The 19,469-nt window shown below is 59.7% G+C and carries 15 protein-coding genes; all 15 read right to left on the bottom strand.

All coding sequences use genetic code 11. The features are described from left to right. Positions 1-45: 45 nt before the first annotated feature. The 15 genes from WC600_01685 to rsmH all read right to left on the bottom strand — a co-directional run bounded on the left by WC600_01685 (position 46) and on the right by rsmH (position 19,468). Positions 46-1,854 (bottom strand): radical SAM protein, encoded by a 1,809-nt coding sequence (locus WC600_01685; GenBank protein MFA4901434.1) that lies wholly within the window; start codon positions 1,852-1,854, stop codon positions 46-48. A gap of 169 nt (positions 1,855-2,023) precedes the next feature. Further along, the gene (gene ftsZ / locus WC600_01680; GenBank protein ID MFA4901433.1) at positions 2,024-3,214 is read right to left on the bottom strand and encodes a cell division protein FtsZ; all 1,191 of its coding nucleotides are present in this window, start codon (positions 3,212-3,214) and stop codon (positions 2,024-2,026) included. Between the two features lie 41 nt (positions 3,215-3,255). Then, positions 3,256-4,506, bottom strand: coding sequence for a cell division protein FtsA (gene ftsA / locus WC600_01675; GenBank protein MFA4901432.1), 1,251 nt, complete (start codon positions 4,504-4,506; stop codon positions 3,256-3,258). A gap of 12 nt (positions 4,507-4,518) precedes the next feature. After that, positions 4,519-5,427 (bottom strand): FtsQ-type POTRA domain-containing protein, encoded by a 909-nt coding sequence (locus WC600_01670; GenBank protein ID MFA4901431.1) that lies wholly within the window; start codon positions 5,425-5,427, stop codon positions 4,519-4,521. Next, the gene (gene murC, locus WC600_01665) at positions 5,424-6,836 is read right to left on the bottom strand and encodes a UDP-N-acetylmuramate--L-alanine ligase (GenBank protein ID MFA4901430.1); all 1,413 of its coding nucleotides are present in this window, start codon (positions 6,834-6,836) and stop codon (positions 5,424-5,426) included. The genes WC600_01670 and murC overlap by 4 nt, the downstream gene beginning before the upstream one ends. Positions 6,837-6,876: 40 nt before the next feature. Then, positions 6,877-7,554 (bottom strand): hypothetical protein, encoded by a 678-nt coding sequence (locus tag WC600_01660; protein ID MFA4901429.1) that lies wholly within the window; start codon positions 7,552-7,554, stop codon positions 6,877-6,879. 55 nt (positions 7,555-7,609) lie between these two features. After that, positions 7,610-8,701, bottom strand: a complete 1,092-nt coding sequence (gene murG / locus WC600_01655; GenBank protein ID MFA4901428.1) for an undecaprenyldiphospho-muramoylpentapeptide beta-N-acetylglucosaminyltransferase — start codon at positions 8,699-8,701, stop codon at positions 7,610-7,612. Between the two features lie 284 nt (positions 8,702-8,985). Continuing rightward, positions 8,986-10,149 (bottom strand): putative lipid II flippase FtsW, encoded by a 1,164-nt coding sequence (ftsW, locus tag WC600_01650; protein MFA4901427.1) that lies wholly within the window; start codon positions 10,147-10,149, stop codon positions 8,986-8,988. After that, complete coding sequence (gene murD / locus WC600_01645; GenBank protein ID MFA4901426.1) at positions 10,139-11,488, bottom strand: UDP-N-acetylmuramoyl-L-alanine--D-glutamate ligase; 1,350 nt, start codon at positions 11,486-11,488, stop codon at positions 10,139-10,141. Before murD ends, ftsW begins: the two co-directional genes overlap by 11 nt. Positions 11,489-11,600: 112 nt before the next feature. Beyond that, positions 11,601-12,680: a phospho-N-acetylmuramoyl-pentapeptide-transferase gene (mraY, locus tag WC600_01640; protein MFA4901425.1), complete on the bottom strand. Its 1,080-nt coding sequence runs from the start codon at positions 12,678-12,680 to the stop codon at positions 11,601-11,603. A 90-nt stretch (positions 12,681-12,770) separates the two neighbouring features. After that, complete coding sequence (murF, locus tag WC600_01635; GenBank protein MFA4901424.1) at positions 12,771-14,192, bottom strand: UDP-N-acetylmuramoyl-tripeptide--D-alanyl-D-alanine ligase; 1,422 nt, start codon at positions 14,190-14,192, stop codon at positions 12,771-12,773. 168 nt (positions 14,193-14,360) lie between these two features. Beyond that, on the bottom strand, positions 14,361-15,890 hold the full coding sequence (locus tag WC600_01630) for a UDP-N-acetylmuramoyl-L-alanyl-D-glutamate--2,6-diaminopimelate ligase (protein MFA4901423.1): 1,530 nt from the start codon (positions 15,888-15,890) through the stop codon (positions 14,361-14,363). A 280-nt stretch (positions 15,891-16,170) separates the two neighbouring features. Continuing rightward, positions 16,171-18,213 carry a penicillin-binding protein gene (locus WC600_01625; GenBank protein ID MFA4901422.1) on the bottom strand — a complete coding sequence of 681 codons (2,043 nt, stop codon included), beginning with the start codon at positions 18,211-18,213 and terminating at the stop codon, positions 16,171-16,173. Further along, a complete protein-coding gene (locus WC600_01620; GenBank protein ID MFA4901421.1) occupies positions 18,210-18,560 on the bottom strand; it encodes a hypothetical protein in 351 nt (116 codons plus the stop codon). Before WC600_01620 ends, WC600_01625 begins: the two co-directional genes overlap by 4 nt. 17 nt (positions 18,561-18,577) lie before the next feature. Continuing rightward, positions 18,578-19,468 carry a 16S rRNA (cytosine(1402)-N(4))-methyltransferase RsmH gene (gene rsmH / locus WC600_01615; GenBank protein ID MFA4901420.1) on the bottom strand — a complete coding sequence of 297 codons (891 nt, stop codon included), beginning with the start codon at positions 19,466-19,468 and terminating at the stop codon, positions 18,578-18,580. Position 19,469: the final 1 nt, after the last annotated feature.

Here is a 19,469-nt window from a genome sequence, read left to right as displayed (position 1 = left end):
GATTCTGACCCTACTCCTTACTAGAGAGGCTAAGGGTGACTGCCCTTAGCCTCCTTCCCCACGATTCTCTTCCCCGCCTGTTCCGGTGCAGACGCCGCAGCGGCTGCAGACCGCGGGGCGGCACGGCGGCGTTTCTTTGCCTTGCAGGGCCCGCTGGTATTCTTCCCAAAGGTAGTCCTTCTTCAGGCCGTGGTCAATGAAGTCCCAGGGGAAGAGTTCATCTTGATTGCGTTCCCGCAGGGTGAAGAAGTCCGGATTGATGGGGCTGGTGCGGAAGGCCTTATTCCAGCCCTGCTCGTGCGCCGCCAGGAGGATATCGGCTACCCGGCGGTCCCCCCGGGCCAGCAGGGCCTGAACGTAGGCCCACTTGGGCAGGTCCGTGTGCACCCGAACCGCTTTCACGCCGTGGAACTCGCGGGCTACCAGCTTCAGGCGCTTTTTAAGCTCCGCTACCTCCATGAACGGCACCCACTGAAAGGGGGTGAAGGCTTTGGGCACGAAGGACGACAGGCTCAAGGTAATGAGGCCCAGGCGTTTCTTGCCCTGGCTGGCTTTGGTGACCACGTGTTCCAGATGTTTCACCAGGCGGGGGATTTCAGCTACATCGTCTGTGGTCTCGGTGGGCAGGCCCAGCATGAAGTAAAGACGAAGTTGGGGGATGCCGGACTCGCTTAAGGCCACCACGGCCCGGTCCAGGTCATCTGCGGTGAGGCCCTTGTTGATAACCCGGCGCAAGCGGGGGCTTGCGGCCTCTGGGGCCAGGGCGACGCTGCGCACCCCTCCCCGGGCCAGGAGGGCAAAGAGCTCGGCGTCGGTGGAGTCGGCCCGGAGCGAACTGATGCCCATGGTGCCTCCCGCGTCCAGAATCTTCCGGCAGAGGTCCTTGATGGCGGGGTGGTCGCTCACTGCGGCACCCACCAGGCCAATCTTGCGACGGTCCAGGACGGCTTGAGACACCTGGGTCCACAATTCTTCTAAGGGGCGCTCCCGGGGCGGGCGATAGACATAGCCGGCCGCGCAGAAGCGGCAGCCCCGGGAACAGCCCCGGCCGGTCTCCACCAGGAACATCTCGCCCCACTCGCTCTGAGGGGCCAGGAGATGGCTGTGGGTGGGGTAGGGGGCCAACTCCGGCAGGTGGGGAGCCACCACCCGGTCCGGGAAGCCGGGCAAGGCCTCAACGGCCGCCAGGGTGCCGTCGGCGTGGTAGCGGGGGGTGTAGCCGGAGGGTACATAGGCGCCGGGAACGGTGCAGGCCAGGTCCTTAAGCATGGCGGCCCGGTTAAGGGCCGGGGTTGCCGCGGCCAGAAACTCGAAGAAGGGCACGGCGCCGGCTTCCCCTTCCCCCAGAAAGAAGGCGTCCACAAAGGGAGATAAGGGTTCGGGGTTGAGAAAGGTGGCCACCCCGCCGGCCAGGACCAGAGGGTCTTCGGGGCCTCGATCTGCAGCGTTCAAGGGGATACCGGCCCCGGCCAGAAGCTGGAGAATGTAAGGATAATCGGCCTCAAAGGAGACGGAGAAGGCCACTACCGCGAAATCTTTGAGGGGCCGCTGGGACTCCAGGGTGAGGATGGGGGTGCGGCTGCGGCGGTACTCCTCGAACTCCTCCGAGGTGGGTAGAAAGGCCCGTTCGCACGTGAACCCGGGGTGGGCGTTGAGGAGGTGGTAAATAGCCTGGAAGCCCAGGTTCCCCATGGCCACGGGATAGACCTGGGGGTAGACCAGGGCGATCGGAAAGCGGGCGCCCCATTCGCGGACCACCGCGCCCTTTTCTTGGGAGAGGAGTTGCTTTAAGCGGGCTTTGATCTTGGCGGACATGAGAAGCGTGACCGTAGGGGCGGGTATAAAACCCGCCACGGGTGGTGCCCAAGCTGAGCTTGGACCAAAAGTGGCATTCCCAAGCTGGAGCTTGGGAATGAGGGTTGAAAGCACCCCTGGAAAAAGGGCGGGGCGTGATTAATCACGCCCCTACGTGCCTTGTGAATATTTTTGGTGCGCAGGGCGCACCCTACACCGAAAACCGTCTCTAATCCGCCTTGCGCAGGAACGGCGGGGTGTCCAGTTCATTTTCCTCGTACTGGAGATCGGGGTGGACGATGAATTTCTTGGCGGCCACCACGCCCAGGGTTTTCTTGGCGTTAGGTTGACGCGGGTCCTGAGGCCGGTTGGAGGGTTGCTCGGGAGTCCGCAAAATTGTGGGGATTTCCAGGTCTTCCGGCTGGCCTGACCCGGCCGACCAGGCGACCCGCTCGGCTTCAGCCCTTTTCCCGATGCCGGTGGCGATGACCGTGACCCGAATTTCCTCCACCAGGCTCTCGTCCCAGACCAGGCCCCATTTGATGATGGCCTCTTCGTGGGCCTCTTCCTGGACGATGCCGCAAATCTCTTTCAATTCATCCATGGAAATGTCGGGGGCGGAGGTGATGTTGATGAGTATGCCCCGGGCGCCACGGATGGAGATGTCTTCCAGGAGGGGACTGGAGATGGCCTTGTGGGCGGCGTCGGAGGCCCGGTTGCCGCCGTTGGCGATACCGGTGCCCATGAGGGCCATGCCCCGTTCTTTCATAACCGTGCGCACGTCGGCAAAATCCACGTTGATAAACCCGGGTACCATGATGAGGTCGGAAATGCCCCGCACGGCGAAGCCCAGGACTTCATTGGCCATGCCAAAGACGTCCTTGATCCGGGAATTCTTGGAGCTTAAGGAAAAGAGGCGGTCGTTGGGGATGGTGATGATGGTGTCCACCACCTTGCGCAGCTCATCGATGCCGTTATCGGCGAGGCGCCGCTTCATCTTGCCTTCGAATTCGAAGGGCTTGCTCACTACAGCCACAGTCAAGGCCCCCAGGTCCCGGCTGAGTTCGGCCACAACAGGGGCGCCGCCGGTCCCGGTGCCGCCGCCCATGCCCGCGGCAATGAAGACCATGTCGGCTCCCTGGAGCACCTGCTTAAGGTGCTCGGCTTCCTCCAGGGCGGCGTTCTTGCCCACCTCGGGATCACCGCCGGCCCCCAACCCCCGGGTCACATTGGAACCCAACTGGATTTTAACCGGAGCCAGACTCCGTTCCAGGGCCTGGGCGTCCGTATTGGCGGCGATAAAATCCACTCCCACCATCTGGGAGGAAATCATATCATTGATGGCGTTGCCACCGGCGCCGCCAACACCTAACACCTTGATTTTAGCCGATAATTCGTTGGGGACTAATTGGATTTTCATGTGGTACCCCCTCGAGAATCATCATAGCACGTTTCGCATCTTCATACCACCTCGCGAAACCATTTTTTAATCTTATCCATGAAACCGCCGCCTGATGAGCGCTTATAACCGCGGCCGCCGCCGGACCAGCGGTCAGGGATACGCTGGGCCTTCTGCTGGCCCCGGAAACCGTAGAGGACTAAGCCCACGCCGGTGGCGTAGGACGGGTCATGGATGACGTCAATCAGGCCGCTGACCCCCATGGGATACCCGATGCGAGTGTGCATGTTAAAGGCTTCGCTGGCCAACTCCGCCAGGCCATCCACCAGGGCCGTGCCCCCCACCAGCACCGCGCCGGAGTGCAGGGGATTGGAAAAGCGGGCGCGCTGGATTTCTTTGCTTAAGAGATTCAAAATTTCCGCCACGCGCATATGGATGATCTCTGCCAGACGGCTGCGGGGCATGGATTGAGTTTCCCGGCCGGTGAGGCCCGCCACCTCGATGAGTTCATCCGGGTCCGTCAAGGCATTGAGGCAGGCGCCGTAATGTTTCTTCAATTCTTCGGCATGGTTCAGGGAGGTGGGCAATCCCACGGCAATGTCATTGGTCAGATTGTTGCCCCCCACGGGGAGGACAAAGTTGTGCCGGAGGGCGTTTTCTACAAAGATGGCCAGGTCCGTGGTGCCGCCGCCGAAATCGACGAGGGCTACTCCCAGTTCCTTCTCCTCGTCGGTGAGGACCGCCTCTCCTGCGGCGAGGCTTTGGAGGGCGATGCCGTTCACTTCCAGGCCGGCCCGGTTGGCGCACTTGATAATATTATTGAGGGAAGTCACGGCCCCGGTGACGATGTGGACCTTGCATTCCAGGCGCACGCCGTGAATACCCACCGGGTCTTTGATGCCGTCTTGGCCGTCTATCAAAAAGTCCTGGACCAGGGTATGGATGACCTCCCGATCCGAAGGAATAGCCACGGTGCGGGCGGTCTCGATGACCCGGTCCATGTCTGCGGGCGTCACTTCGCGATCCTTGATGGCTATGATGCCCTGGCTATTGATGACCTTAGTTTGGCCGCCGCCGACCCCGGCATAAACCGAGCGGATTTCGCAACCGGCCATGGTCTCGGCTTCTTCAACGGCGCGGCGGATGGCCCTTACGGTATTTTCAATATTTACCACCACCCCCTTGCGCAGGCCGCCTGCAGTAGGCGCCGACCCCAGCCCCACGATATCCAACTGTTGGTCCCGCACTTCCCCCACCACAGCGCAAATCTTGGTGGTGCCGATGTCCAAACCGACGATCAAGTCTTGAGGCACTTTTCTATCCTATTAATTTTGGTTGTCTTCCATCCCCTTCAAGGTGACCAGCGCCCGGCGGGGATAGTTGAGGTTGATATGCCCAACCCTGGCCAATAACCCTTTTTGCACTAAAACGGGCCACAACTGAGCAAACTTTTGCAATTTTTCCGCATGATCGATAAGGCCGAGGTCCAAGGGCGCGCCCAAACCGTTGGCGTAGAGGGTGAATCCCCTTTCCAGGTCCACGTGCACCTCGGAGATATTCTCCAGACTGAGGGGAGGCGGGTTTTTTTTCAGGACTTCCAATAACTGAAAGGCCTGAGTAACCACCTCGGGTTGGGCTCCCTCCGGATGCTGAAACTGCTCCGGCCCCAAGCCCGTAATGACGGGAAAATTATGGGGATCTCCGGGAGACAGGGGTTTAAAGAGAGTCCCCTGGTGATCCACATAGAGTAATTCTTCGCCAATCTGGACCAGGGCCACCGGGTCCCGTTCCTGAATCAAGATTCGGAGGTTGTGGGGCCATTTCCGGGAGACCTCCGCCTTGGCGATCCAGGGATGGGCCGTCAAGGAGCGCTCCATCTGGCCCGGACGAACGGCTAAGAGACTGGCGCCCGGCGCCAATCTAGCCTGTTGCACTACCACGCCGCGGCTTAAGCGCTTGGCGCCCTCAATCTCGATCTGGTTGATATCTTTAATGCAAAACCAGGAGCAGGTCAAGAGTTGATGGTAGCCCACCAGCAAACCCACCGAGAGACCTGCCAGGGTCAAAAACGCCAAGACGAAGGCTATCCCTTTGAGCCAGGTGCGGCGGGACTGCCCCTTGACCCGGTTACGACGATAACTGTTTTGGGAACGCCCCCGGGGCAATAAGCTCTTTTTGCGCACCGGGCGCTGGGGGACGAGACGAGAAGTTTGCCGCACGGTGCTTTTCTTCATGTGAGACCCATCTTCAAGCCTGCCGCCTGGTTTTGCAAGCGGGCCAGCAGCTCTTCGCCGGTCTTCCAAATATCCCCGGCCCCCAGCGTCAGGACCATATCCCCGGCGCTGAGGTGTTGGAAGATATAATCGGCCTTTTCAGCGTTATCTTCAATAAAATGGACCCCGGGGTGACCGGTGCGGCAAATGCCTTCAAAGACGGAGCGGCCGGAGATGCCGTTAAGGCGCTTTTCTCCGGCGCCGTAGATTTCGGTGATGAACACCATCTCAGCCTGTTGGAAGACGGGAAAAAATTCCGGCAACAAGGCCTGGGTACGGCTGTAGCGGTGGGGTTGGAAGGCCACCACCAGCCGCCGTTCGGGAAAGGCCTGGGCCAGACCGGTCAGGGTGGAGCGAATCTCCGTGGGATGGTGACCGTAATCATCAACCACAAGGATGCCTTGGGCTTCGCCTTTGACCTGGCAGCGGCGGTGAATCTGGCCCAAGTGTCTGAGACCCTGCTGCCAGGCCGGGAAGTCCAACCCCAACAGGTGTCCCACCGCGCAGGCGGCCATGGCGTTGAGGACGTAATGGGACCCTGCCAGGGGCAAGCTTAGGCTTCCCAGGGGCCGCCCCTGGTGCCAGAGGCGGAAGCGGTAGCCCAATCCCTGGGGCGACAGATCGGTGGCGTAAAAATCGGCCGTGTCCTGCGTCAGACTATAGGTAATGAGCTCGTGGGGGCAGCCTGCGAGGATGGGGGCCAGGTGCGGGTCATCGGCCCAGGCCACCACCCGGGCGCCGGCCGGCAGACGCGAGATATAACCGGCAAAGGTTTCCTGGATGTGGGCCAGGTCCCGGTAGTGATCCAGATGTTCCCGGTCCAGATTGGTGATAATGCTGATCTGGGGGGATAAGTAGGTGAAGGAGCTGTCGCTTTCGTCGGCCTCGGCCACGAAGTACTCGCCCCGGCCCAGGATGGCGTTGGAGCCCAAACAGTCCCACAAGGCTCCCACCACCACGGTGGGATCGAGGTTCCCGGCCCGCAGGATCGCGGCGGTCATGGCGGTGGTGGAGGTCTTGCCGTGGGCCCCGGTGACGGCCACCTGATAATGATTTTGCATCAGCGCGGCTAACATTTCCCCCCGCCGGAGCACGTTAAGCCCACGAGCCCGGGCCGCGGCCAGCTCAGGGTTGTCCTCTTTCACCGCGGTGGAGTGGACCACGACGGTCGCGTCTCCCAGGTTTTCGGCCCGGTGGCCCTGATAAACGCGCACCCCCAGGGGCTCAAGACGCTGGGTGATGGCGTTAGTGGCCAAATCCGAGCCGCTCACGCGATGCCCCTGGCGCACCAACAGCTCCGCCAGGCCGCTCATGCCGATGCCGCCGACGCCGATGAAGTGGTAGGATAAGGTGGAGGTTAATTTTGGCATCTAACGCCCTTAACAATATTACTAGATTTTAAATTTAATATTAGTGGAAATCCTTTGATTGTTTCATTATTTTTTCTAAAAATATTTTAGAATTATTAATGACTTCAGGATTACACCATTTTAAATAAAAGAGGTCTTCATTTTCAAAAAACTGTGGAATCTGTTCAACTGCGATCTTGCTAAAACTAGTTCTTTCAATTGTAGAATTGCCATGTGCCCAAGCGATCATTTTAAAAATAGTATCATCAAGGTTCGATATAAATCCATCTAAGTCTTCTATAACAATTTTGCAATCGCCAAACTTTGGATAATCATTCTTAATATCCATTCTTGGAGCATAGTTAACATAATTACGTAGTTCAAGACCTTTCTCAAAGATAGTAAGACAATAATTCTCCAATCCTTTTGCGACACATTGTTTAAGAAAATTATTGACCATTCTGTGAGATATTGTGTCCGATGGATCACATCCATTTCTATTTTCTATTTCTCTTATGATTCTATCACGTTGGTCACAAAATAGTTTATCATGGCAGAAATACATGAGACTCATTCCTAAATGAAAAAGCGAATAATATCCTGAAATTGCTGCAGTGATGCGATCACCTTCATTTAGATTTTTATGGGCTAATGTTCTAAATATAGTGACTTTTGCCAAACTTCCTACCCCAAAATAGAAAAACTTTGAGGATATATTTAATTCTTTAATGATATCCATTTATAGATATTTCCCTATATTACAACACCATGATAGATTGTGCGCAGTGCGCACCCTACATTTCTTCCTCCGATTTCTGTATAAGTTCCATACACCCCCGCACGATATCTTTCGCCGCGTCAGGCTTCGCTAGTTGGCGGCTGGCCGTTTCCATCTTCTGGAGGGTCTCGGGCTCGGCCAGGAACTGTTTTATCTTACCAGCGAAAGCCTCTCCGGTAAAATCTTTATTTAACAAAACCTCTCCGGCCCCGGCCGCCGCCATAAACCGGGCGTTGAATTCCTGGTGATTATTGGCCGCGAAGGGGTAGGGCACCAGGATGGCGGCCCGGCCCACTGCCGTGAGTTCCGCCAGAGTGGAGGCCCCGGCCCGGCAGACCACCAGATGGGACCGGTGCATTAAGGCCGCGACTTCGGGGGTGAAGCGCAACACCTCCGCAGCAAAGCCATGCTCCCGGTAGCCCGCAGCTACGGCTTCCCGGTCGGCGTCGCCGGGGAGATGGAGAAAGACGAGGCGGGCTTTTAAGTCCGAAAGCCTCGGGAGCCCGGCCAGGACTTCCAGGTTCAGGTGGCGGGCGCCCTGGCTACCCCCGGTGATCAGCACCGTGAAGGGGGCGTCGGGTCGGGGCGGCCCGGGCTCAAAGAACTCCGGCCTTATGGGATTGCCGGTCCAGAGGCAGCGCTCCGGAGGAAAAAAGTCCTTCTCGGCCGGAAAGGACACGAAGATTTTTTGGGCCAGACGGGCCAACCAACGGTTGGTAGCCCCGGGGATGGCATTTTGCTCATGAAGCGCCAGGGGGATGCCCAAAAGCCAGGCCGCCACGCCCACAGGCCCGGAGGAATGCCCCCCCATACCCAGGACCACATGGGGCTTGAGACGCTTGAGCCGGGATAAGGCCGCAAACACCGCTTTCGGGATTCCCAGCAGGGTGCGGACCCGGCTGAACAGCCCTTCCCCCTTTAAGGGCCGGGCTGAGACGGCCTCCCAGGCAAAGCCGTAGCGCTCCAAAATCTGGGTGGTGACCGCCTTGGGAGTGGTAAGGAAGGTGACCGCAGCCTGGTGGCGCTCCAAAAACTCCTGAGCCACAGCGATGCCGGGAAACAGGTGCCCGCCGGTGCCGCCTGCGGCGATGACCACCCTCAGGTCCATGGGTCTCTCCTCAGCCAGAATGAGGGGGGCGGGGGAAGACTATTTTTCGTTCTGCGGTTTTATTTATTCGAAAGAGGGCCCCCGCCCTCCCAACTATAATCGCTGCCAAAAGTTTTTTCTTACCGGCCTGACTCTCCCCCACTAGCGCCAAAGGCGGGATGCGCTTCGCTTTCCCGCCCTACGGGTTACGGGCAGGAATCTGTGCTAATTTATCACCAAGGCATAGCCTCTAGGGCGTGCCGTGCACGCCGGCTTATGGCGGGCATGGGCCGCCCTATTTTCGACTATCCTTTATTTTCCGCCCCTACCGGTGGTTTGGGTGGCGGCCCTGAAGGAAACTTGATCTGACGGCTGATATTCAGCAAGATGCCCACGGCGAGCAAGTTGACGAGCAGCCCGGACCCCCCGTAACTGAGGAAGGGTAGGGACAACCCCTTGGTGGGCAGGATGCCGCTCACCACGGCCATGTTGATGAGGGCCGGCAGACCGATCATGAGCGTCAGCCCCAAGGCCAGGTAAGAGCCGAAGCTGTCCGGGGCTTTGAGGCTTAAGCGAATCCCCCGGCAAATCATGATGGTAAATAAGGCGAGGACCAGCAAAAACCCCAAAAAGCCCATCTCTTCGCTGAAAATGGCCAGGATAAAGTCAGTATGGCAGTCGGGCAGATAGAAGAGCTTGGCCCGGCTCTGTCCCGGACCCAGGCCCCATATTCCGCCGGAGCCAATGGCGAGCAGGGCCTGCTTGAGCTGATAGCCTACGTCCTGGCCGTGCTTCCAGGGATCCATGAACGACAGGATGCGGGCGAACTTTTTGGGGTCCCGAAGCACCATGAAAGCGCCCAAAGGAATGCACGCACTCAGGGCCAAGAGGATGTGAGTAACCCGGGTGCCTCCCACAAAGAGCATGGTAAAGACTATGGCCAGCAGGGTGACGGAAGTGCCAAAATCCGGTTCCTTGAGAATCAGGGCGATGAAGAGGCCGGCCACCAGCATGTGAGGCAGAAAACCGATGGCGAAATACTTCATCTTCTCCTGTTTGCGCGACAGAGAATAGGCCATGAACAGGACCACGGCCAATTTGGCGAACTCCGAAGGCTGCAGAGTCAGAGGCCCCAGACGCAGCCAGCGGGCCGCGCCCCGGACCTTGCCGCCGATGCCCGGCACAAAGACCAGGACCAGGGAGACCAGGGAGAGAAAGAGGATGCGGTAGACCCAGGGCTTGTAGCGGTGGTAGTCGATGCTGCGCCCCAAAAAGAGGGCCGCCAGACCCAGGATGGCGTACATGCCCTGGCGCTTGATGAAGTAGTAGGCGTCGCTGTACTCGGCTTGGGCCATGACATTGCTGGAGATGAAGATCATGGCCATCCCCAGGGCCAACAGGGAGAACGCGGAGAGCTGGAGAGTCTGATCGTAGTGGGCCGGCGCCGCTACCTGAGCCTCATTCGCCATGAGCGAGCTCCCTTACCAAGCGTTGAAAGGTCTGGCCGCGGTGGACATAGTCCCGATACATATCGAAGCTGGCGCAGGCGGGTGAAAGCAGGACCACGTCGCCGGGGTCTGCCAGGTCTGAGGCTTGGGCCACGGCGGCCGCCATGTTATCAACCAGATAGGCTGGGGCTAACCCCTGCCATATCCGGGCCAGGCGCTCCCGGGTTTCCCCGATAAGCACCAGGGCTTTGACCCTGGTGCGAATGAGATCGTTCAAGAGGGAGAAATCACTATCTTTATCCCGGCCGCCGGCGATGAGGATGACTGGCCGGTCAAAGTGACCCAGGGAACGGGCCACCGCGCCCACGTTGGTGCCCTTGGAATCATCAAAGTAGGAAACCCCGCTGATGTCGGCCACCCATTCAACGCGGTGATGCAGGCCGCGAAAATTTGCCAGTACCGCCCGACAGGCCTCGGGATCGGCCCCGGCGTCCAGGGCCAGGATCAGAGCGGCCATGATATTTTCCAGGTTATGGAGTTCGGCCAGCCGGATCTGCTTAAGAGAAAAAGTAGCTTGCCGGTCGGCCAGACAGACCTGGATGGCGCCGTTGTTCAGCCAGGCCCCATTCTTCAGGCGTTGGGTGGCGGAGAAGTAATAGGCCCTGCTCTTATGGTGGTTGAGGGCCGCGAGCGCGGGATCGTCGGCGTTGAGGACCGCGAGATCGTTCTGCCCCTGACGCCGGAACAGGCTGGCTTTGGAGGCGATATAAGCCTCATAATCCGCATAGCGGTCCAGGTGGTCCGGGGTGATATTCAGGAGCGCCGCAGCCTGGGGATGGAAGCGGGAAGTGGTATCCAACTGGAAACTGCTCACCTCCAGCACCAGGCAGTCAGCCTCCTCTTGCCTAGCCAGCAGGGAGACCACGGGGGTGCCGATATTGCCGCCCACCAGGGGTTTTTGGCCTGACGCGGCGAGGAGTTCCCCCAACAGGGTGGTCGTGGTGGTCTTGCCGTTGGTGCCGCTCACGGCCAACAGCGGCCGGTAGATGAAATGGCTGGCCACTTCCAGTTCGCCCATGACCGGCAGGCCCTCAGCACGCGCGGCCTTAAGCCACGGGAGTTCCGGCGGCACCCCGGGAGAGAGGACGATGGCGTCGAATCCCTGCCATTCAGGTTGGGGCACGCCCAGGTCTTCAGTCACCCCCAGATTTGCGATGTCCCGGCGTTGGTCCGCCAGGGCCTCAGGCGCGGCCTGGTCGGTGACCGTCACCTTAGCCCCCTGCTCCGTCAGAAAGCGGCACAGGGCTACGCCGGTGCGGGCCAGACCGACTACTAAGATGTTGGTGTTTTTAAAGTCCATGATCATATGCACGCGTATCGTTGTCTAAAGGTTCAGGGGCGAAAAGGGGAAAAGGAAAAAACCAAAAGCTTAAGTGCGCATGTATTTAACCCTTTCGCCTTTTCCCCTAAGATCATCTAAGCTTCAAAGCACTCAACGACACTAAACCCAGAATAATCGCGATAATCCAGAAGCGCACAATGACCTTGGGTTCGGGCCAGCCCATCAATTCAAAGTGGTGGTGCAGCGGTGCCATGCGAAAGATGCGGCGGCCGTTGCTCACCTTGAAAAAGCCCACCTGGAGAATGACGGATAGGGCTTCTACCACGAAGAGGCCGCCCACGATGGCCAGCAGAATTTCCTGTTTGGTGGCCAGGGCCACGGTGCCCAGGACGCCGCCCAGGGCCAGGGCGCCTACGTCCCCCATAAAAACCTGGGCGGGATAGGCGTTATACCACAGGAAACCCACGCCCGCGCCCACCAGGGCTCCCAGAAAGATGGAGAGTTCCCCCACCCCCCGCACATAGGGAATTTGGAGGTACGCGGCGATTTTGATATTGCCCCCCAGGTAGCAAAAAATCATGTAGAAGGCGGCAGCGATGGTCACCGGGCCGATGGCCAGGCCGTCCAGGCCGTCGGTGAGGTTGACGGCGTTGGCGCTCCCAACGATGACAAAGACCGCGAAGGGGATGAAAAAGATGCCCAGATCCGGCTGAAACTGCTTGACAAAAGGAACCGTCAACGTGGTATCAAAGGTCGGACTGGCATAGAGCCAGATGGCCGGCACCAGGGCCACCAGAGTTTGGCCCACCAGCTTGGCCCGGCCGCTCAAACCCTTGTTATGCTTCTTGATCACCTTAAGATAATCGTCCAGGAAGCCGATAAGGCCAAAACCCAGCGTCACCAGGACCAGGAGCCAGATATAGGGGTTGTTCAGCTCCGCCCATAGGAGGGTGGCGGTCAGAGTAGAGAAAATGATCATCAGCCCCCCCATGGTGGGGGTGCCGTTTTTGGAGTAGTGGGACTTGGGCCCTTCTTCCCGAACCGTCTGTCCGATCTGCAGTTTCTTGAGTTTGCGGATAAACCAGGACCCCACCACCATGGAGATGATCAGGGCCGTGAGGATGGCGAAGATGGTCCGGAAGGTAATGTACCGGAAAACGTTGAACCCGCCGAAGACCGTCTTTAATGGATAAAGTAGATGATAGAGCACCTAAGCCATTCCCCCTTGGTAAATCTCCCTCATCCTTGAGGGACCTGTGTCCGGTGTGGTAGGTCAGCCCCGCAGGGCCAACCCGGCGTTTTACTGGGAAGCCGTTTCCTCCAGCCGGTCAATAAGGCCTTCCATGTGCATACTGCGGGAGCCCTTCACCAGGAGCCAGTCTCCGGGCGCCAGAGTTTGCCGTAAGATCCGGGCGCCATCTTCCCGGCGCTCTACCGGGAAGATGCGCTCCGGGACCAGGCCCGCTTCAGTGGCTCCTGCGGCCACTTCCTGACGAAAGCTGCCATAAATCACCAGCATATCCAATCCCAGGCGGCCGGCCAGCCGGCCCAAGGTCCGGTGATCGGCGGCCGCGCCTTCGCCCAACTCCAGCATATCCCCCAGGGCAGCCACAGCCCGGCCGTGGTCTCTGAGTTCCATCAGGGTGGCGAGCGCCATGGCCATGGAGCCGGGATTGGCGTTGTAACAGTCATTGATGAGATGCACCCCGGAGTCCAGGGTGACGACCTGGGAGCGCCGATGGATGGCGCGAAACTGGCCCAACGCGGCCGCGGCCGCCTTAAGCTCCAGCCCCAGGGAGAGGCCCACGGCAATGGCGGCCAGGGCGTTATAGAGCATGTGCAGCCCTGCCGCGGGTAAAGCCAGGGGCCAAACCTGGCTAGCACAGGAGAGGATAGCGGTCTGGCCGTCGCGTCCTTTGGTCTGGCGCTTCTGGGCCCGGAGGCGGGCTCCGGCGTTGAGGCCGAACCCGAGGCGGGGGCCGCGAAAATTCTGGGCCAGGCGGGCCACCCAGGGGTCATCGGCATTGTAAATCAGGCCGGCGCCATGGTTCAAGGTCGAGATGAGCTCTCCCTTGGCCCGGGCCACACCGGCGATATCCCCCACACCTTCGGTATGGGCCGGATGGACGTTGGTGAGTACGCCGAAAGTGGGGCGGGCGATCTGGGTGAGGCGCTGGATTTCGCCAAAGGCGTTCATGCCCATCTCCACCACCGCGGCTTCATGCGTCCCCTCCAACTCCAACAGGGTCAGCGGCATACCGATGAGATTGTTGAGGTTCAGCCGGTTTTTCAGGACTCGGAAATCGGGGTCCAGAACCGCAGCGATCATCTCCTTGGTGGTGGTCTTGCCGCAACTGCCGGTGATGCCCACCACCGGCACGGTAAAGCGGGCCCGCCAGGCCCGGGCCAGATCGCCCAGGGCGGTTAAGGCGTCGCGGACCGCGATGACGGTTATTTCTGGCGGTACCATATGGGCGAGTTTGACACCCGCGCCTGTAAAAATTCTTTTTTCCACCAACACGCACCGGGCGCCCCGCAGCAGGGCCTTGGGGATGAATTCGTGGCCGTCGTGGCGCTCCCCGGTGAGGGGGATGAAGAGCTCTCCGGTCTGGCAGGTGCGGGAGTCGGTGCTGACGCCGCAATAGGTGTCCCAGGCCCCCGGTTGCACCAGGGCGCCGCCAGTGGCTGCCAGAATTTCCGAGATGGTAAAGGTTGCTGACATATCAGTCGATGGTTCCTATTCTTTCGCGCCCCCTGGATGGGGGAGGTTTAGGGTGGGGGTGGCGTTCACCCCCTCCCCCTACCCCCTCCCACGAGGGGAGGGGAAAAAAATAAAAGGCTAAAATAGACTATCTTTATGTTATTATTATCTTTTTATTATATTACCTTCTCATTTTTCCTTCAAGGCCTGGGCCACTTCTTCCCGGTCGTCGAAGTGGCGGCACTCGGCTCCCCAAATCTGATAATTTTCGTGGCCTTTGCCGGCGACCAGGACCGCCTCTCCCGGACGGGCCAGGCTTACTGCCAGGCGGATGGCGGCCCTTCGGTCAGGGACCACCAGATAGCCGGTCTCGCCTTGGCCTGCTGCGGCCGCGGTGAGCTTAGGCAGGCCGCTGGCCAAAAGGCCAGGTTCAATCTCCCGAATAATGGCCAGGGGGTCTTCGGTGCGGGGATTGTCACTGGTGACGATGACCAGTTGAGATCCCGCCGCGGCGGCCTGTCCCATGAGCGGCCGCTTGGTCCGGTCCCGATCGCCCCCGCAGCCGAATACCGTGATTATCCGGGAGAACTCCAGGGTCTGGAGAGCCCCCAAGGCCTGGGTGATGGCTGCAGGCGTATGGGCGTAATCCACAAATACGCCGGGGCCAACAGGTGGACCGAAGCGTTCCAGGCGGCCCGGCACCCCGTCAAGCGCGGCGATGCCCCGGGCAATGGTGTCCAGGTCGATACCGAGCCCCAGGGCCGTGGCTGTGGCCGCCAGGATATTGGCCAGATTGAAAGGTCCCACCAGCCGAGAACTAATTTCCACCTCGCCCCTGGGGGTGGTAAGCAACGCTTGCAGACCGTCCTGACGGAAATGATGGTTCAGGGGCCGCACCTGGCTTTCCGGATGACAGCCATAGGTAAGCGCCGGCACCCTGACGGTGTCCTTGAGTTCATGGCCCCGGGGGTCGTCCAGGTTGAGGACCGCGAGCCCCTGAGAGCCGCCGCCGTTGGCCAGGATTTCCAAAAAGAGCCGGGATTTGACCGCAAAATAGTCGTCCAGGTCCTGGTGGTAGTCCAGATGGTCCTGGGAGAGGTTGGTGAAGACACCGGCATCAAAGGCGGCGCAATCTACCCGCCTTAAATCCAAAGCATGGGATGAGACCTCAAGAAAGACATGGCTAACGTCTTGACTGCGCATCTCCCGTAAGAGCCTTTGGAGGTCCAGTGATTCGGGTGTGGTCACCGGGGCCGGCCAGGTGGCCTCGCCCACGCGGTAATTCACTGTGCCCACCACCCCCACCCGGCAGCCGGCAGCATTCAAAATGGCTTCCAGCAGATAGGTAGTGCTGGTCTTGCCGTTGGTCCCGGTAATTCCCACCAGGGTCAGCTCCCGGCTGGGGTGGTCATAAAAGGCGGCGCTGAGATGGGCCAGGGCCAGGCGGGCCTTGGGCACCCGGACCACCGTGACGTCCTTTGGGGTGGCCAGTTCCTCTTCGGTGACCACCACCCGGGCCCCCTGGTTGAGACTCGCATCCAAATAGAGGTGACCGTCGGTGCGGCAGCCCTTCAAGGCCACGAAAAGCCCGCCAGGAAGGACTTCCCGGGAATGATAAGCCACGCCGGTCACCATAGCGTCAAGGTCGCCGGTCACCTGGCAGCCGGGCAGGCCGTCCAACAGCGTTCTTAAAATCTTTGGGGTCACCACATGCGCCACCGGAATTCTCCCCACACCACCGAAATGTCCAGAGAGCCGGCCCTGATCTCCCACCCCATTTTGTCAGCCACGGGGGAGGGGTGGGTTTTAATCCTGGGTGATTAGCCGGGAAAAAATACTAAACGGGATTTATTCTTATTCAGCAAATAAGGGTAGGCACCGAGGCCTACCCTTGTTATCGCAGTCGAGTTATCACCGGCACAGGTTATCAAGACTCACCGCCTGGTTATTTAATGGTATAAAAACTTGTGAACCTTGGCAAGGGCCGGTCCCGGCGCACTTAAGAGCTGGAACCGAACTTCACCATGCAGGTGGCCCCGGGGGTGATGGCGGTACCGGGCGCCGGCTCTTGATTAATGGCCATACCGCTGCCTTCGAAGCGGCAGTGCAATCCCGAGCGATTCAGAAGATTCAAAACCTGACGGATGGTGTAGCCCCGGAGATCAGGCATGACGGTCAGCGGCCCTTTAGGAATCTGCAATTTCGGAAGGGTAAACTTCACCTCCGGGGCGGTGGCCGCATCGGCCGGGGTGGCCAGGAGGTTCGCCAATACCGGTTGGTTCTTGTCTTTCGGGGGCTCCTTGGGATAATAGCCCAAAACCCGCAGGGACTGGGCCGCAATTTCCCGGAAGATGGGGGCTGCCACCACACCGCCAAAGATGGCCCCCTTGGGTTCATCCACGATGACCGATATGGCCAATACCGGGTTGTCCGCGGGTATCATGCCGATGAACAAGGCATTAAACTTGCTATGAGAATAGGCCCGCCCGACGATTTTCTGGGCGGTGCCGGTCTTGCCGGCCACGGTATAGCCTTCAGGGGCCGCCTCCTTGGCGGTGCCGCCTTGTTGGGTCACGGTCTCCATAATCGCCAGCATCTCCCGGGCCGCCTGCCGGGAGAGCACCCGCCTTACCGGGCGGGGCGGATACTCAGTGACTTTTCCTCCGTGGGGGTTGACGACCTCTTTCACCAGGCGGGGCTCCATGAGCACACCCTCGTTCCCCATGGCCGCCAGGGCCAGAGTCATTTGGAGTGTCGTCACTGACACGCCTTGACCGAACGCCACGGTTGTACGGTCGATGAGAGAGCGGGTGCGGAGTAGATTTTTCACCAATCCCGCAGTTTCCCCGGGAAAGAGGATGCCGGTGCGATTCCCGTAGCCGAAATCATGGAGGTATTGATCCAAACGTTTGGCCCCGACTTTATGGGAAATTTTGGCCGCCCCGATGTTGCTGGATTTCTGGATGACCTGCTGCACGGTCAGGGTGCCGTAAGGATGAACATCATGAATCACCTCTTTGGCTCCCAGGCGCCAGGTGCCGTTTTCGCAATGGAACCGGTCTGCGGGTTTGACCACATGGGCGTCCAAGGCGGAGGCTGCAATGAAGACTTTGAAGGTGGACCCCGGCTCCAGGCAATCGGTCACCATGCGGTTGCGCCGGGCAAATTCATCGAACTGGCCATAACGGTTGGAATCCATGCAGGGGGTCTGGGCCATGGCCAGGATTTCTCCTGTTTGGGGCCGCACCACCAGAGCTAAACCGCCGGCCGCATGGTACTTCTCCACCCCCCGGGCCAGTTCCTTTTCCGCGATATACTGGATGGTGCGATCCAGGGTGAGGACCACGTTGTTCCCCATGACCTCCGGATCCCAGGCCTTCTCCCCGGTGACCACGATGCGGCCCCGGGCATCGGTCATCTTCCAGCACTGCTTGGGCTTGCCGTAGAGCTGGTTATCATATTGTATTTCCAGGCCTTCCAGGCCCTGGCCGTCAATGTTGCAAAATCCCAAAACCTGCCCGGCCAGAGCCATCTGAGGGTAGTAGCGCTTGGCCTCGGGAATGAGGTAAACGGCGTCCAGGTCGGTGTGCCCGGTGACTTTGGCCGCCCGGAGCTTTTGTTCCTCGGCGGCCTCCCAGGCCCGGAACGCCTCTTCCCGTTCCGGAGTGAGATGGCGTTTAACGAAGACGAAGGGTTTAGCCCGGGTAAGGAGCTCCTGCAAGTCCCGGGGATTACAACCCAAAATGGGAGCTAGCTGCCGGCTCAGGCGGGAGGCGTGCTTGATCTGGTTGGGATGGGCCACCACAGACGAAACCCGGGTGCTGACGGCCAATTCGGTGCCGTTGCGATCCAGGATCATCCCTCGGACCGGCAGGACAGGGCAGAATTTCTGGTACTCCCGGCTGGCTTCTTCCCGGAGTTCAGATCCCCGGAGGATCTGGAGCTGAAAGAACCTGCCGCAGATCCAGAAGCCGAAGGCTAAAAGCGCCAGGGCCACCAGACCGATGCGCAGCCGGACCCATTTGCCGCCAGCGGGATTCACGGCAGATTCACAACCTGGGTGGGCTGAGGCGCCACCATGTCATACTGGGCCGCCAGCTGCTCCAGGCGGTGGATGGAGGTGAGACACGACAGCTCAATACGGAGCTTGCGGTTCATCTCCAAATACTGCTTCTGGATCTCCTGGGCCTGAGAAATCTGATAGTTCTGAGTGATATACTGCAGGTCGCCCCAGGCCAGGAAGAGGGAGGTGAAAAAGACCCCCGCCGCAGCCAGGACCACTATGCTCACCACAATCCTGCTCCAACGCCAGGGGTGGCCAACCTTGCGGTTTTTGGAAATGAACACCTGACCGGCAGTGCTCAACCGGAGAGTCAGATTGTTAGGCATCCCCCATACCTCCAAAGTTAATGGACCATTTTCTCGGCAATACGCAATTTGGCGCTGCGGGCCCGAGGGTTGGCCTTGATTTCGGCCAAGGTCGGGGTGAGAGGCTTGCGGGTAAGGCGAGCCATCACTCCGGCTCGTTCCCAGGCCACCATGCGATGCTTAACCAGGCGGTCTTCCAGGGAGTGGTAAGAGATGACCACCAGGCGCCCGCCGGGCTCCAGCCAGGCTGGGGCGTGGTCCAGAAAAAAGGCCAGCTCCTCCAACTCCAGGTTCACGGCTATGCGTAAGGCCTGGAAGACCCGGGTAGCTGGATGCAGTCTCCCCCTGCGCCCTCCGGGTCCCTGGGCCTTTTCCGACACTTTTACCAACTGATGCGTTGTTTGGAAGGGGTGGCGGCGTCTTTCCTCCACCACCAGACGCGCCAGGCGCCGGGCTCGATGCTCTTCGCCATACTCCCAGAAAATTCTTTCTAACTCGGCCTGGGTGGCGCGGTTCAATAATGTTGCAGCCGTAGGCCCTGACCCTTCCGAATTAAACCGCATGTCCAGGGGTTCATCCCCGGCAAAAGAAAAACCACGTTCAGACTGCTGCAACTGAAAGGAAGACAGGCCCAGGTCCAGCAAGATGCCTGCCACACCTGGGCGCTGGGTTTCTTCCAGCAGTTCTCCCAACTGGGCGTAAGAGCGGTGGAATAGTTGAAATCTGGAGGTGTGGTGGGCCAGCCGGCTTGCTGCCGCCCGGAGAACGTTTGGATCGCGATCGAGGCCCCAGAGCTCCCCCTCCGGGCCACAGTGGTCCAGAATGGCCGCGGCATGCCCCCCCTCACCCACGGTGCCATCCACATACAGGCGGCCGGACCGGCAATTCAAGCCCACCAGTACCTCCCCCACCATCACCGGTTCATGCACC

The organism is Desulfobaccales bacterium (assembly GCA_041648175.1).
Lineage (GTDB): Bacteria > Desulfobacterota > Desulfobaccia > Desulfobaccales > 0-14-0-80-60-11 > 0-14-0-80-60-11.
Note: the sequence above shows the minus strand (reverse complement) of the source record. Positions and strands in the feature narration are given on the sequence as shown.